The organism is Pseudomonas sp. MBLB4136 (genome assembly GCF_051904765.1).
In the GTDB taxonomy this organism is placed as follows: Bacteria; Pseudomonadota; Gammaproteobacteria; order Pseudomonadales; family Pseudomonadaceae; genus Aquipseudomonas.
In genome coordinates this window covers 2,478,227-2,492,091 of sequence record NZ_CP196713.1, presented here as the reverse complement: position 1 = coordinate 2,492,091, position 13,865 = coordinate 2,478,227, and the positions used below count along the sequence as shown (strand labels likewise).

Sequence of the window (13,865 nt, the reverse complement as noted above, 5' to 3'; positions counted from 1 at the left end):
AGACAAGCGGGAATAGCTCAGTTGGTAGAGCACGACCTTGCCAAGGTCGGGGTCGCGAGTTCGAGTCTCGTTTCCCGCTCCAGTTTCAACGGGCCGTTTACGACGGCCCGTTTGGTTTCAAGGCTGAGTAGCAGAGTGGTTATGCACCGGATTGCAAATCCGTGAACGCCGGTTCGATTCCGACCTCAGCCTCCAATTTAAAAGCCCCGTAGATCAGAGATTTACGGGGCTTTTTTAATGAGATTTGAAAACTTGCGAGGCCGGTGACTGCTGTATATAGTCCGGCCCCACGTCTAAGCGCCCCGATGGTGAAATTGGTAAACACAGCAGACTTAAAATCTGCCGACCGCAAGGTCTTGCCGGTTCGATTCCGGCTCGGGGCACCATTAGAAGCGGTTGCAGACGATCTCCGTCGGGACTGCAGAGCACAAGAAACCGGCATTATCAGCCGGTTTTTTTATGCCCTCACTTCCCCGTCCTGGAGAAAGCTCGCCATAGTCGGTACCTCAAAGGTGCCCTGGAATGATGAGTCCTTCGCGGCGATAGACCTCGATATCGATGCCAAAGGCGCCGGTCGGATGAACTTCGCCCACCCGGTAAGGCAGACCGTTCTGGTCGGTAGGGTTTTTTATCAGGTCAATGATCTTGGGCTTGCAGGGTTTCTTGTCGCTGTCGAGTACCAGCAGCAGGCGTGGCTTTAGCTTATGGTCTGCTGAGCAGGCGGTGATGATCGCGATCTCGCCATTGGTCAACTCCACGATCTCGCCTGGCGGGAATATCCCGATCATGCGGATAAAGGCAAGTACAACTTCTTCGTCGAACTGCGTACTAGCCTCGTCGAAGAGGATGCGTAATGCCTCCATGGTCGATCGGCCCTTGCTGTAGACCCGGTCGCTGTTGATGGCGTCGTAAGCGTCGACCACCGCAATGATCTTGGCGAAATAGGGTATCTGGTTCGCCTTCAATCCTCGGGGATAGCCGCCACCATCCATGCGCTCATGGTGGGAGTAGGCGACATCTACCGCAGCGGCGGGAACCTGGCCGTTGGCAAGCAATAGCTTGCGCCCCTCGATCGAGTGCAACTTCATGACGTTGAACTCGTCTTCGGTCAGGCGGCCGGGCTTGTTCAGGATCTCATCCGGTACCTTGAGCTTGCCTACGTCGTGGAGCATGCCGCAGATGCCAACTTGTTCGAGTTCCAGTGGCATGAGGCCCAGTTCGCGGCCCAAGGCGATGGAGAGGATGCCGACACGCAGGCAGTGTTCGGCAGTGTATTCATCGCTGTCCTTGATGCGCGCCAGCCACAGCATCGCCGAGGGGCTCTCGAGAATATGGTCTACACACTCCTTGACCACTTCCTTGACGGTCGTGACATCCAGGCTCTGACCGAACTTGACGGCATTGAGGATGCGCAGCGAAGACTCGCGCGCGGCCTGCCAGATGGGGAGTGCCTGCTGCATGCGATTATCGAATTTGACCTTGGCGATTGCCGCCTCGCGTGTTGCGCGGTCAGCGGGTTGGCCCAGTTGTTGCACGCTTGCGCCGGTCGACTGCTTGGCGTCGACCCAGACCGACTGGCAGTGCTCTCGCAGCAGGTGCAATTCCTGCTGTTCGCGGATAAGAAAGCCTTGGAAAAGGAAGGGGGTTTCTGTCCAGGGGCGATCCAGTTTGGCGACATACATGCCAATGCTCAGATCATCAACCGCTACCTCGATCGTATGTGGCAGCGAACGTGTATCCATGACACCTCTCCAGAAGACAGACTGCGATACTGGCCATTGGCCAATGTGCATTATAGGCCAGGGCCATCGGGCTATGACTATAGCCGCTGTTGGCCAGCTGCCACCCCCGGCGTTCGTCGAATGCCGATGCGGCCGCGCCTTTGCCTGGGCGTATGGCTGCCACGCCCGACCTGCTTTGCTGCTCTTGTTGTCCGGCGCTCCCTGCAGCTTGCCCTTCACCGCCCTGTCATCACATAGACACATGCCTGCCACGGACATCGGTTGCAATCGCTGTTGAGCATGTTTCGGAGGGACGGCGATGAAGATCTGCGTTATCGGGGCTGGCTATGTCGGCCTGGTTACGGCGGCATGTTTCGCGGAAATGGGCAATCGGGTGATCTGTGTCGAGCGTGATCCATTTCGCGTTGCCCGTCTGAGGCGCGGTGAGGCGACGATCTACGAGCCAGGGCTGCAGCCCCTGCTGCTGGCCCACCTGGCCAGCGGGCAGTTGAGCTTCAGCCAGGACCTGGCGGAGGGCACGGCGCACGCCGAGGTCACTTTCATCGCGGTGGGTACACCGAGCGCGGAGGATGGCTCGGTCGACCTGTCCCATGTATTGGCGGTTGCCGACGAACTCGGCGACACCCTGTCGCAACCTTGCCTGGTAGTCGATAAATCGACGGTGCCGGTTGGCGCTGCCGAGCGGGTGGCGCAGCGGATCAACGTCCGTCTAGGCAAGCGCAACAAGTGCTTTCAGGTTCCAGTGGCAAGCAACCCGGAGTTTCTCAAGGAAGGTTCGGCGGTCGACGATTTCATGCGTCCGGACCGGGTGATCATCGGGTGTGATGACGTAGCGAGCGCCGAACTGCTGCGCCGCCTCTACGCGCCGTTCTTGCGCAATCATGAGCGCCTGTTGTGTATGAGTGCGCGCGAGGCGGAGTTCAGCAAGTATGCGGCGAACGCCTTTCTTGCCACCAAGATTTCCTTAATCAACGAAATGGCCGGGCTCTGCGCGCGCCTGGGCGTGGATATCGAACAGGTTCGCCGGGGCATTGGCAGCGACAAGCGTATCGGCACTCACTTCATCTACGCTGGCTGCGGCTATGGAGGCTCCTGCTTCCCCAAGGATGTCCGCGCGCTGATCCGCACGGCTGAGCAGGAGGGGATCGAGCCGGGCATCCTGCGGGCGGTCGAGGCGCGTAATGCGTTGCAGAAAACCTGGCTGTTTCAGCTATTGCGCGAGCATTTCAGCGGACACCTGCAGGGGCGCGTGGTGGCGCTTTGGGGGCTCGCGTTCAAGCCGGGCACCGATGACCTGCGTGAGGCGCCAAGCCTGGTGCTGCTCGAAGCGCTGCTCGCCGCCGGTGCTACCGTACAGGCTTGCGACCCGGTCGCTACCGCCGGGGTCGCTGCCCGCTACGGCCAAGTTCTACAGAGCGGACAGCTGCGCCTGAGCGAGTCGCCATACCGCGTCGTCGAGGGCGCCGACGCCCTGGTACTGGTGACGGAGTGGAAGCAGTTCCGCCAGCCGGATTTCGCGCAGATCCGCAGTCTGATGCGCATGCCGGCGCTGTTCGATGGCCGCAATATTTACGACGGCAAGCAGCTTGCCGAGCTGGGCTTTCTCTACCGCGGCATCGGCAGGCCGGCCCTGGGGCGTTGTATGGTCAGCGCAGCCTGATAGACTGCCCCGGCATTCTGTTCCTCGCTAAGGAGTCCCATGATTAAGAAATGCTTGTTCCCAGCCGCCGGTTACGGCACGCGCTTTCTGCCTGCAACCAAGGCAATGCCCAAGGAAATGCTGCCGGTGGTGAACAAGCCGCTGATCCAGTATGGCGTCGAGGAGGCCCTCGGTGCTGGCCTGACAGAAATCGCCATGGTCACCGGCCGCGGCAAGCGCTCGCTGGAGGATCACTTCGATATCAGCTACGAGCTGGAGCACCAGATACGTGATACCGACAAGGAAAAGTACCTGGTCGGCATTCGTCGCCTGATTGATGAGTGCACCTTCTCCTATACCCGTCAGGTAGAAATGAAAGGCCTGGGCCATGCCATTCTCAGCGGCCGGCCACTGATCGGCGATGAGCCCTTTGCCGTGGTGCTGGCCGATGACTTGTGCCTGAACCTGGACGGTGACGGGGTCCTGACCCAGATGGTCAAGCTGTACAACCAGTTCCGCTGCTCCATCGTTGCGATCCAGGAAGTGCCCCCGGAAGAGACCCACAAATACGGGGTCATCGCCGGGGAAATGATCCGTGATGACATCTTCCGGGTGAACACCATGGTCGAAAAGCCCAAGCCGGAAGATGCACCCTCGAACTTTGCGATCATCGGCCGCTACATTCTCACCCCGGATATCTTCGACATCATCGAAAGTACCCCGCCGGGCAAGGGCGGTGAGATCCAGATCACCGACGCACTGATGAAGCAGGCCCAGGACGGCTGCGTGCTGGCCTATAAATTCAAGGGGCAGCGTTTCGATTGTGGCGGTGCGGAAGGCTATATCGACGCCACCAATTTCTGTTTCGAGCACTTGTATAAGACCGGCAAGGCCTACTGAATCGGCCGCAACCCCAAGAGAGCCGCCTTAACGGTGGCTCTCTTGCGTTCAGGGGATGGGCATTGCTTCCGAGCCAGGCCCCAGGGGCTGGCCGTAGCTGAACTCCACGTAGTTCCCCGCAGGGTCGCGCAGCCCGCAGTAATAGCCGACCGGGTAGGGCTCGTCACGTGGCGACCAGACCAGGCAACCGGCAGCCTGGGCCTTTGCGGCGAGCGTGTCGACCTGTTCGCGGCTATCCAGGGCGAAACCGAAGTGACTGTAATCGTCGGCAGCCAGCTGACGATCCTCGCCGCCCGGCATGATCACGAAGATAAAGCTGTGTTCCTTGCCCGGTTCGGCCATCCACACGATCCGCGCACCTTTGCCTGCGCGCTCGTGGATGACGCGCATGCCACAGAACTCGGTGTAGAAGGCTACGCAGGCATCCAGGTCCGGAACGTGCAGGGCCAGGTGGGTAAGGGTAGGGCGCATGGCTGTTCTCCCGTCGATCACTGTTAAAGGATAGGCCTCACGCTGAGGATTATGTGGCACATGGGGTATGCTGGCGCACTGCTAAGGAGGCTGAGCATGACCTACGACTTCGACCTGTTTGTGATCGGTGCCGGATCCGGCGGCGTGCGCGCCGCGCGTTTTGCCGCAGGCTACGGCGCTCGCGTGGCTGTGGCGGAAAGTCGCTACCTGGGTGGAACCTGTGTCAACGTCGGCTGCGTACCGAAGAAACTGCTGGTGTATGGCGCCCATTTCGCGGAGGACTTCGAGCAAGCCCACGGCTTTGGCTGGTCGCACGACGGCACTTCATTCGATTGGCCGACGCTGATAGCCAACAAGAACCGGGAGATCGAGCGCCTCAACGGCATCTATCGCAATTTGCTGGTCAACAGCGGCGTGACCCTGCTCGAAGGCCATGCGCGCCTGCTCGACGACCACAGCCTGGAACTGAATGGTCAACGCTACAGCGCCAAGCACATTCTCATCGCTACCGGCGGCTGGCCCTATATTCCCGAGTTTCCCGGCTGTGAACATGCGATCAACTCCAATCAAGCGTTTTTTCTCGAACAACTGCCCAAGCGCGTGTTGGTGGTCGGCGGCGGCTATATCGCCGTGGAGTTCGCCTCTATCTTCCATGGCCTGGGCGCCAAAGCATCACTCCTGTATCGCGGCGAGCTGTTCCTCCGGGGTTTCGATGGCGCCGTTCGCCGGCATCTGCGCGAAGAATTGAGTAAGCGCGGCCTGGAACTGCAGTTCAACAGCGATATCAGCCGAATCGATAAGCAGTCCGATGGCAGTTTGCTCGCAACCCTGCAGGATGGCCGCGTGCTGGAAACCGACTGCGTGTTCTATGCCACCGGCCGGCGTCCGATGCTGGACGACCTTGGCCTGGAGAACACTGGCGTGACGCTGGACGAGAAGGGCTTCATCCAGGTCGATGAGCACTTCCAGACCCGCGCGCCGTCGATTCTGGCAATCGGCGATGTGATCGGCCGCGTGCAGCTGACCCCAGTCGCACTGGCCGAAGGAATGGCCGTGGCCCGACGGCTGTTCAAGCCGGAAGAGTACCGCGGCGTCGACTATCAGACGATACCGACAGCGGTGTTCAGCCTGCCGAATATCGGCACCGTTGGCCTGAGCGAAGAGCAGGCGAGGGAGGCAGGACACCGGCTGAAAGTCTACGAGAGCAGGTTTCGCCCCATGAAGCTGACCCTTACCGAAAACCAGGAACGCACATTGATGAAGCTGGTGGTGGACGCCGACACCGACAGGGTGCTCGGCTGCCATATGGTGGGGCCGGAGGCGGGAGAGATCGTTCAGGGACTGGCCGTTGCCCTGAAAGCCGGAGCAACCAAGCAGGTGTTCGACGACACCATAGGCGTCCATCCGACAGCCGCCGAGGAGTTTGTTACCATGCGCACCCCAGTCGCATCCTGAACTCAGCATGGCGCAACTATTTTATCTGGCCGACCTGTTCGGCGTGGCGGTGTTCGCCATCACCGGGGCGTTGATGGCCGGACGCAAGTCCATGGACCTATTCGGCGTACTGGTCATTGCCGTGATCACCGCCCTGGGCGGAGGCACGCTGCGCGACCTGATCCTGGACAATCATCCGGTCAGCTGGATTCGCGACGACACCTACATCGCCGTGGCAACGCTGGCGGCACTCGGCACCGTGCTGTGGGTGCGCCTGACCCGGCCTATTCATGAAACCGGCTTGCTGATCGCCGACGCCTTTGGCCTGGCGGTATTCACCGTGATTGGTACCGAGGTGGCCATGCAGCATCAGGTGCCCTTAAGTACTGCGGTGATCATGGGGGTGATGACAGGGGTGGCAGGCGGAGTGATGCGCGATGTGATCTGCAACGAGATCCCGCTGATCTTCAAGAAGGAAATCTATGCCACCGCCTGCATCGCCGGGGCGCTGATGTTCATTGCCCTGCGCCTGCTCAATACCCCGCACTGGTTGGACACCGGAATCGCCATGCTCACCGTCCTGGGTATTCGCATGGCGGCGATACGCTGGCGTTTCTCGCTGCCGCGCTTTCATCTGCTGGATCGAGATTGAGCATGATCGAACGACTGGATCATCTGGTGCTGACAGTTGCCGACATCGACACAACCGTGGCCTTCTACCAGCGAGTATTGGCCATGCGCCATGAGCGCTTCGCCGGCGGCCGCAGCGCCTTGGTATTCGGTCAACAGAAGCTCAACCTGCATCAGGCCGGTCAGGAGTTCGAGCCCAAGGCCCTGCGACCGCAGCCTGGCGCGATCGATCTGTGCCTGGTCAGCAACTGGCCGAGCGAGCAAGTCCTGGCGCATTTGGCCGAGCAGGGCGTGCCTGTGGAGGAAGGGCCCGTGATGCGCACCGGTGCGCTTGGGCCTATAGAGTCGGTGTACTTTCGCGACCCGGACGGCAACCTGATCGAGGTCGCGCTATACCCGCGTCAAGCTGAGTGAGTGTCGTACGTCAGCTAACTGGAGAATTTAAGTCATTGGAGAATCAATGACTTACGCATCTAGCGTGAGATTTTCGTTGGCCGAAAACGTCAGCTATTGCGAGATTTTCATTGCGAAAATCATCTAAGTGGAGATTTTCCTGAAGGCCACATTGGCGGCGGCCACGCAGGATCTGCCGGATGGACTTCTATCGAGCAATCGTGGCCGCGCATTGACAACTTGTCAATACTGGTCAAATGAGGAATAGAGGTCGTTAGCCTTGCTGATACGAGACCCTAGAAGGGTGGAGTCGGCTCAGTCGAGCCAGAAGTGATGCTCTGCGGGCTGCAATGACCTCAGCGGCCTGTGAAGCTATTCAGCCAGGAATCTAGCTCTTCGGTGCGGCTGTAAAGAACGCCCTCAATGGCAGCCTCGAAAGAGGATTCAGCGAGGCTTGCCAATGGCCGACGAGCAGGAATGCCTGATATCTTCGACCACCGTTTTATTGAGATATGGCTGCTAAGCAGTCGACTGATCTCGCCACCCTGGAAACAAAGTTCACGTTTCCAGCCCAATGGCCTGATCAGCCCTAGGGAGCAAGCCGTAGTAATTTCTTGCTTGTTCATCCCTGTGATGGCGATGGTCTCCAGTAGCGTGCAATGAGCAGTCTCCAGCGAAGCGAGATGCTTCGCCATCCAGGCCAACAGACCGTCAACTCCGACAAAAGCACCATCAAGCAAAGCTTTCCGATCTGACTTGGGACGGAATGGAATTTCTTTTAACAGGATGCCGGTCAGTACATGCCCCATATGGCCGCCATGCGCTGATGCGATTCGCGCAGCATGCACCATATCAATGATCTGGCCAGAAGCGACTGTCTCCAGCTGTTCAATCTGCTTGGCCAATGTAACTAGATCAAAACGGGCATCCCGAACAGATCTGTGGCCGATGAGCCCCTGAAGGGAAGATGACTCAATCAACGGCAGGATCTGAGCAGGCTCACATCCCAGGACTTGTGACAGCAACCGATGATCAACTGGCGCCAATAATGTTGGACTCTCTTCAGTTCGCCCATTGAGCGATCTCCGCCACGCAGAACAATCGAAATCCCGCAGAGGCCAGGGCAGCGCTAGTTTTTCTTTCAGCGCATAAATCGGCAGGTAAACGGCTGATGCTCCAATGGCAGCAGTGGGTGATCTGTGTGCTCGACAAGCTTCGGCCCATGACTCCATCGCCGTTGAATCATTGAGCAAGGCGTACGCCTGACCCAGAAGAAGAGGCCAGCGAGCGACGTCTGTGGGCGGCCTCTCACGAACAGAAAGATCACTGCTCAGCGGCTCAAGGACGCATTGAAGGGCTAGTAGCAGATCGCGAATGAAATGGTTGAGCCCACGCGGGTCTGACAAGCGTGCGTGCAGCTCTGATGCATACGCCGGCAGCGTGACCGGGCTAGTAGAGCCTAAGAGGGTGACGTTGCACGAAGGGCAACAGCATTCGAACAGCTCTTCTGACCACTCAAACTGGTCATTGCAGTGCGGGCAGGCATGAATCAAATTCTGACGATGTTCATAGCAATGAGTGAATGGCAACTGACCAAAATATGCTGGGATCCGCTTTTTCTCCCGAAGGCAGGCCGTACAGATTCGGGGAACTCGAAGCTCAAGGTTTCGGTAAACTCGCGCGGAGTCATGTGCTGTAACTTTGGCGAGAATCTCATCTCGAACGACATAGCCACTCAGCTCTGCCGTACTCAGGCCTAACCATCCCGCCAGCACAGCCTGGGTATCAGGCGATTGATGGTTTTGTGCTTTGCTGCCACCAATCCTCAGGGTAGAAAACAGCTCCTTTACAGAGCTGCGCCCATTAGCCACAGCCAAGCGCAGTAGATAAGCGGAAAAATGCTCACCAGGCTCGGGACGAAGGCGTACCGGCAGAAGACGCAGCTCAGACATTTGCCCGCAACGCCAGGGCCCGTTCAACTTGAGGCAGGGACATCTTGAAAGGATTTTCTATCAATTCTGCGCAACTGCTGACGTCGAATGCCTCCGACAAATGAGCCATGCAGAGCTGCTGATTCCCGTCAGTACTTTCGAGAGCATGCTCAAGCACGTTGGCAATGAATCCATGGAGTCCGTTACTGGCAAGATAGAACCGCTTCAGCATCTCGTCACTGCTCAGGTTGATGCATGGAACACCAATGGTTTTCTGATATACAGCCATGAGATTCTTCCAAGCATTTGATCCCAGGGCAGGAGGCTTAAGCTGGACAGAAGCGTTAAACCTGCGAATCAGCTGATCTTCACTGTGCTTACCTTTGACGGTGTCATTCAAAATTCGATTGCCATGGGGAAGTCCGGCCAGGACAAAAGGAATTAGGCTTCGATCCATGATGCTTTTGATCATGTCAGCGGCTTCTTGCGTCCGCCGGTGGGTGTGTTCGGGGAGCACATGTTGAATTTCATCGATGATGATCAGCTGAACACCCAGTGATTTTGTCAGGCCGTAAAGGCGATTCAACAGTGACCTTGCTGTTCCTTTCTGAGGCTCGGGATCGCCGCAAGCTTCAAGTAATCCGCTGAGAATGTCGTTTACAGTGACTCGGGACGGCAGGGAAATGTAGAGAATCGGGCGCAGCGTTCGGTCTTCCAACTCAGCATCTGGAAACGCCTTGCGATATAAATGAAGCAAAGTCGATTTACCAGCTCCGCTGGCTCCAAGCAGCATCATGCTTTTGGGCTTCAGGCCGGCAGTTTTATGGCACCGATTAATCGCTTGATACGCCAGGTCGAACTGCTGATTTCGAATCGTTAGCTGCAAGAATGCTTCCGTGTGCAGCTTTCGGCGTGGGGAATTACTCGATGGTGATTGCATAGTCGTCATCCTCGTCAATAATGGGTGAAACAGTACAAATGTTGTCTTTTGAGTATTCTTTGACGGGCGACTTCAGCAGTATTTCAAGATCGATAGGTGTCCCCGCTGAGTTGAGCGGTATGTCTGGCCCCTTACGGCGTGGCTTTTCAGGATCGCTATAGCCTTCACTGATGCCATCATCCCATGTGGGCGATTCATCCTTCGTCGTGCGATAAACTCGCCCCACGCGAAGCTCTGAGAATGAAAGTCCCGAGGTCTTGCTCCCTAAAATATTTGGAACCTCCAGAAGCAGATTTGTAAAAGGGTCTACAACGCTAATGGCACTGGCATCGAGCGGGTCACGGTATGCAGTTACCTTGACTTCGTCTTTTTTATGAGGCTTTTGGTTTCTTTGTGAGCGATGGTAAATTGCTTGAAGCTCGTCACTATTGAAAACCTGATAGTCACAGGTAATTCCCTTTACATGAGCTAGGTTGTGCTCTTCACGTAGCCCACGCAGCAAGTTGTCATATCCAATTTCATCGACCATTACTGGCGGGTATTTTCTGGCGCTTTCACGCCAAACCTCGGCAGGGGTTCGGCCATTCAATCCCGAATGCGGCTGGTTGTGATACTTGATAATGAACTCACTAAACAATTGCCTGAATTCAGAAAAAGTGTGCTTTGCAGAGGACTTTATACTGGAGTCAGACTTGTATCTGTGATCAAGCTTTCCCAGATAGCCCTTGAGCCCCTGAAATAGGCCTGTACGGGTCGTGCCAATGAATCGTTCCACGATGGGTTTGCCCCATCCCATTTTGGTACCGGTGCAATCCACTTCGACCCTCAAGTTATCAAAAAAACGCATGGTGTCAGCAGAGATGTATGCAACACCTTGGTCTATGACAACCCGCGCCGGTATTCCGCAAAATGGATATAGAGGGTCATTCTTTCGTGAAATAGCATAGCGAAGCGTATGAATTACACAGGCAGATGACTCTCGCGGCCTTCCAACATGAATGGCGTAACCTAATACGACACGCGAATAGGCATCAACAACAAAATAGATGCTAGGCTTTCCTATAAATTTTCCAAATATATTTTTCAGCCCGACATTAAAATGTGCCGTATCAAGCTCTACACGTTGAAGTATTCTATCGATTTCAATTGTTGCTCGGGCGGCCCCTTTTCTTGAAGATTTCGGGACGGGGGCAGATTGCCGCAGGTTGTTCACGACCAAGTCTAAATCCGGGCAGATGTAGTCTTGTTTCAAGCCACCCCGCGCGCGACCTAAGAAGTGCTTGGCGGGGTATTGTGAGGGAAGGAAGGTGCTTGAGGAGTCTGTCTCTTGCGGAAGAAATCGTGGGGTAGTCTCCGCGCCTAAGAGCATCAGGAAACGTTTCACGCCCCTCTTTCTGCTTGACGATTTGGGGTCGATGGCGCTTCGCCTGCGTACGTCTCTGCTGATCTTAAACATCTCCGCATAGCTGGTCGATGCCCACAGCAAGCCAGGAGTAAGGCCGGCGGCTCGTGGCCAGGTGTCGTGGGCATCCGCTATCGAAGGAGGGAGATAGAGCTTGGCTGGCGACGCGAGTTGTTTAATGGTTCTGCCACGGCCCGAGCCATTACCGTCATAGCTGAAGGCCTCAATCAGCAGGGCCGCGCCGACCTCACGGCCCAAATCCTTCTCACTCGGTTTGACGTACTCAAACAGGTCGCGAAGATCCAGTAGATCCTGGCGCTCTGCAACGAGAGGTGTGTCAGCGTAACGTCTGGAGAATGCTCGAAGCGTGTGCTCTGCCGTGACGTCTGGCAGATAGTTGGCATTTTCAGTAAGCCAAGTTAGTACTGCCTCATAGAGCGGGCTGGTTAGAAGGGGGTGAACGGCCTGGCAGAGATTATGGCGGTGGGCTAGGTCAAACTCAGGGAGCTGTGCGACGAGCCAGGTGTCGGCCTCGTGACTCGTTAAGGGCGCTGCACGGCCACCCTCTGCAAGGGGTACCCAGGTTGCGTCCAGCAGGAGGTCTTCGTCATAGGCATCTAGACAGCGCTGGGCAACCTCCAGGAACCACTCTGGGGGATTCTGCTTAAAGCCTGTTCGACCACAATGCTCCAGAACATCTGCCAATCCGAGCCTGGGCGATACGTCCAAGCTGTCCATCACTTCCCGCCATCGCCCTCTTTCATCTCTAAGCCAGCCAGGAAGCATGGGGGATCCGCAGATGCTGATGTGATCCGCTTCCGTCAACAACCCATCCACGGTTTCGTCGCAATACGAAACCTGCGCCAAGGCAAACTGGCCCTCGATCAGGGTTTGACAATCGAGGAACACTTCAATGGCCTTCGCCCATTGCCGTCTAAATTGTTGGTTAAGCGAGCCCGAACTGCTGTCCGTTTGCGCTGATACTGGAATGACGTACCAGGCTAGGGGCGATTTCTGCTGCGCCAGATAGACTGCAAGGGCCCCCATGAATTGAGCCGACGCCTCAATAAGCCACTGGTTCCAGCTGGTCGCAGTCAACTCCTCCCTTGAGGTTGAGGGGTCGAACTGGGCGTCGAGGGAGAACGCGGCATGGGTGAGGATTTTTGTGGGCAGTGCAACATGGATTCGCCCCTGTGTACCTCCATCAACGGATAGCGCGATGCTGATAGGCGATAAATCCCCTGTTGCCTTCGCTGTCCGTGCCAAGCCAGCGGGCACCTTGACCTGGCAGACGAATCGTACCCAGTTGCAGCCTGCGACGTAGAAAGTAGTCCGGCTAACTTTGCTCGGGAAACCGCTCACCGGAAGATGGAAGTCCTCGGGGCTCTGGGACTGCTGAATCGACAGGACTTCGGGATCCGCATCCTGATCCACGTCGTGGAGGGTGACCGTGTGAACTCGATCAAGAAACACCAGATCGCTGGGCATCCAGCTCCCGAACCAGTCCTTCAACGACTGATGGTCGTACTGTGGCTCTAGGTCGATGGTAAACAGCGTGTTCTCAGCTGACGGATCATAGAACCCTGGGATGGCGGAAGCCTCGTCAACCATCGCAGCATGGTCGTCCCTTGATCCGAAATGGAAAGGGGGACTATGGATAGTCAAATCGCTACCCAACTGGCCGAGGGTTTTGAGACCAATTCCGAAGCGCCCTTTGAGCTCGGCAGAATCTTGTTTAGTCGAGTAAAAGGGATAAATCATCGGTAGAACATGCGGGAGTTCCACCGGCGCACCATCATGTACGATCACCAACTGCTTGCGGCCATTGAAGGTGCGAGTACCGAAGCGAACGGTAGTGGCACCTAGGTCATCAGCGTTCTGTACGACCTCTCGCAACCCTTGAAAGGGGTCGGTATTAAGCAGCTTTGCCCCTTGGTTGCCGCCCTTGAGCAATTTTCGCAATATTTCAGGTTGGTCAACCTGCAACCTCTCGATCTCGGCCAGTGCGGCCAATGCGTACTCTCTGCTGCGCAGCGTCGGTTGATTGAAGGTCGAGGGGGAATTAAAGCAAGCAGCTGCATGCTCGCGTCCTAGCCGTGCATCCATGTCTACGATCCTACAAAGGCGCCTAGAAGGGTTGTTCGAGGAATTCTAGTCAGTCTGCCCCAGCCAAGGAAAATGCTCCCTGCTAAAGTTGGCGGATAGCGATACCAGAAATTTTCGACTACCGCCTGACGGACATGTGGGTGCTGCTGTCAGATTGGTCTCGACACCCAGGCCAAACACGTCGAACTCAAGGCAAGTTCCCAGGCACCAGCAAGGGCGCCTTCACGAAAAGAACCCCACTTCGGTTACTATCCCTGGCATGTCACTGCATGCGCGT

At 56.8% G+C, this 13,865-nt stretch carries 10 protein-coding genes and 3 tRNA genes; 8 read left to right on the top strand and 5 right to left on the bottom strand.

Annotated elements, in window-relative coordinates; translation table 11 throughout:
- The first annotated feature begins 6 nt into the window (after window positions 1-6).
- From ACSX1D_RS11365 to ACSX1D_RS11355, 3 genes are all read left to right on the top strand, one after another.
- Window positions 7-82 (top strand) — tRNA-Gly (locus ACSX1D_RS11365).
- 39 nt (window positions 83-121) lie between these two features.
- Window positions 122-195, top strand: a tRNA-Cys gene (locus ACSX1D_RS11360).
- 104 nt (window positions 196-299) lie between these two features.
- Window positions 300-386: transfer RNA gene (locus ACSX1D_RS11355), tRNA-Leu, on the top strand.
- A gap of 120 nt (window positions 387-506) precedes the next feature.
- Here ACSX1D_RS11355 and ACSX1D_RS11350 read toward each other — a convergent pair.
- On the bottom strand, window positions 507-1,742 hold the full coding sequence (locus tag ACSX1D_RS11350; protein ID WP_439858630.1) for an HD-GYP domain-containing protein: 1,236 nt from the start codon (window positions 1,740-1,742) through the stop codon (window positions 507-509).
- Window positions 1,743-2,040: 298 nt separating this feature from the next.
- Between ACSX1D_RS11350 and ACSX1D_RS11345 the strand changes: the two genes are divergently transcribed.
- Window positions 2,041-3,402, top strand: coding sequence for a UDP-glucose dehydrogenase family protein (locus ACSX1D_RS11345; RefSeq protein ID WP_439858629.1), 1,362 nt, complete (start codon window positions 2,041-2,043; stop codon window positions 3,400-3,402).
- Window positions 3,403-3,441: 39 nt separating this feature from the next.
- The gene (galU, locus tag ACSX1D_RS11340; protein ID WP_439858628.1) at window positions 3,442-4,281 is read left to right on the top strand and encodes a UTP--glucose-1-phosphate uridylyltransferase GalU; all 840 of its coding nucleotides are present in this window, start codon (window positions 3,442-3,444) and stop codon (window positions 4,279-4,281) included.
- A gap of 48 nt (window positions 4,282-4,329) precedes the next feature.
- Here the strand turns inward: galU and ACSX1D_RS11335 are convergent, their stop codons facing one another.
- On the bottom strand, window positions 4,330-4,752 hold the full coding sequence (locus tag ACSX1D_RS11335) for a VOC family protein (protein WP_439858627.1): 423 nt from the start codon (window positions 4,750-4,752) through the stop codon (window positions 4,330-4,332).
- 96 nt (window positions 4,753-4,848) lie between these two features.
- On the opposite strand from ACSX1D_RS11335, the gene gorA reads away from it, so the two are divergent.
- From gorA to ACSX1D_RS11320, 3 genes are read left to right on the top strand one after another with little or no spacing between them, the layout of a single operon-like run.
- Window positions 4,849-6,207, top strand: a complete 1,359-nt coding sequence (gene gorA, locus ACSX1D_RS11330; protein WP_439858626.1) for a glutathione-disulfide reductase — start codon at window positions 4,849-4,851, stop codon at window positions 6,205-6,207.
- Window positions 6,208-6,214: 7 nt separating this feature from the next.
- Window positions 6,215-6,838 (top strand): trimeric intracellular cation channel family protein, encoded by a 624-nt coding sequence (locus ACSX1D_RS11325; RefSeq protein WP_439858625.1) that lies wholly within the window; start codon window positions 6,215-6,217, stop codon window positions 6,836-6,838.
- Window positions 6,839-6,840: 2 nt separating this feature from the next.
- A complete protein-coding gene (locus ACSX1D_RS11320) occupies window positions 6,841-7,230 on the top strand; it encodes a VOC family protein (protein WP_439858624.1) in 390 nt (129 codons plus the stop codon).
- A gap of 335 nt (window positions 7,231-7,565) precedes the next feature.
- On the opposite strand, the gene ACSX1D_RS11315 is transcribed toward ACSX1D_RS11320, so the two are convergent.
- From ACSX1D_RS11315 to ACSX1D_RS11305, 3 genes are read right to left on the bottom strand one after another with little or no spacing between them, the layout of a single operon-like run.
- Window positions 7,566-9,161 (bottom strand): TniQ family protein, encoded by a 1,596-nt coding sequence (locus tag ACSX1D_RS11315; RefSeq protein WP_439858623.1) that lies wholly within the window; start codon window positions 9,159-9,161, stop codon window positions 7,566-7,568.
- Complete coding sequence (locus ACSX1D_RS11310; protein ID WP_439858622.1) at window positions 9,154-10,080, bottom strand: TniB family NTP-binding protein; 927 nt, start codon at window positions 10,078-10,080, stop codon at window positions 9,154-9,156. The genes ACSX1D_RS11315 and ACSX1D_RS11310 overlap by 8 nt, the downstream gene beginning before the upstream one ends.
- Complete coding sequence (locus ACSX1D_RS11305; RefSeq protein ID WP_439858621.1) at window positions 10,061-13,588, bottom strand: sacsin N-terminal ATP-binding-like domain-containing protein; 3,528 nt, start codon at window positions 13,586-13,588, stop codon at window positions 10,061-10,063. Before ACSX1D_RS11305 ends, ACSX1D_RS11310 begins: the two co-directional genes overlap by 20 nt.
- Between the last annotated feature and the right edge of the window lie 277 nt (window positions 13,589-13,865).

Coding starts and splice junctions, on each gene's coding strand:
- ACSX1D_RS11345 (WP_439858629.1), top strand. CDS start 2,041: ATGAAGATCTGCGTTATCGGGGCTGGCTATGTCGGCCTGGTTACGGCG.
- galU (WP_439858628.1), top strand. CDS start 3,442: ATGATTAAGAAATGCTTGTTCCCAGCCGCCGGTTACGGCACGCGCTTT.
- ACSX1D_RS11335 (WP_439858627.1), bottom strand. CDS start 4,752: ATGCGCCCTACCCTTACCCACCTGGCCCTGCACGTTCCGGACCTGGAT.
- ACSX1D_RS11325 (WP_439858625.1), top strand. CDS start 6,215: ATGGCGCAACTATTTTATCTGGCCGACCTGTTCGGCGTGGCGGTGTTC.
- ACSX1D_RS11320 (WP_439858624.1), top strand. CDS start 6,841: ATGATCGAACGACTGGATCATCTGGTGCTGACAGTTGCCGACATCGAC.
- gorA (WP_439858626.1), top strand. CDS start 4,849: ATGACCTACGACTTCGACCTGTTTGTGATCGGTGCCGGATCCGGCGGC.
- ACSX1D_RS11350 (WP_439858630.1), bottom strand. CDS start 1,742: ATGGATACACGTTCGCTGCCACATACGATCGAGGTAGCGGTTGATGAT.
- ACSX1D_RS11310 (WP_439858622.1), bottom strand. CDS start 10,080: ATGCAATCACCATCGAGTAATTCCCCACGCCGAAAGCTGCACACGGAA.
- ACSX1D_RS11315 (WP_439858623.1), bottom strand. CDS start 9,161: ATGTCTGAGCTGCGTCTTCTGCCGGTACGCCTTCGTCCCGAGCCTGGT.
- ACSX1D_RS11305 (WP_439858621.1), bottom strand. CDS start 13,588: ATGGATGCACGGCTAGGACGCGAGCATGCAGCTGCTTGCTTTAATTCC.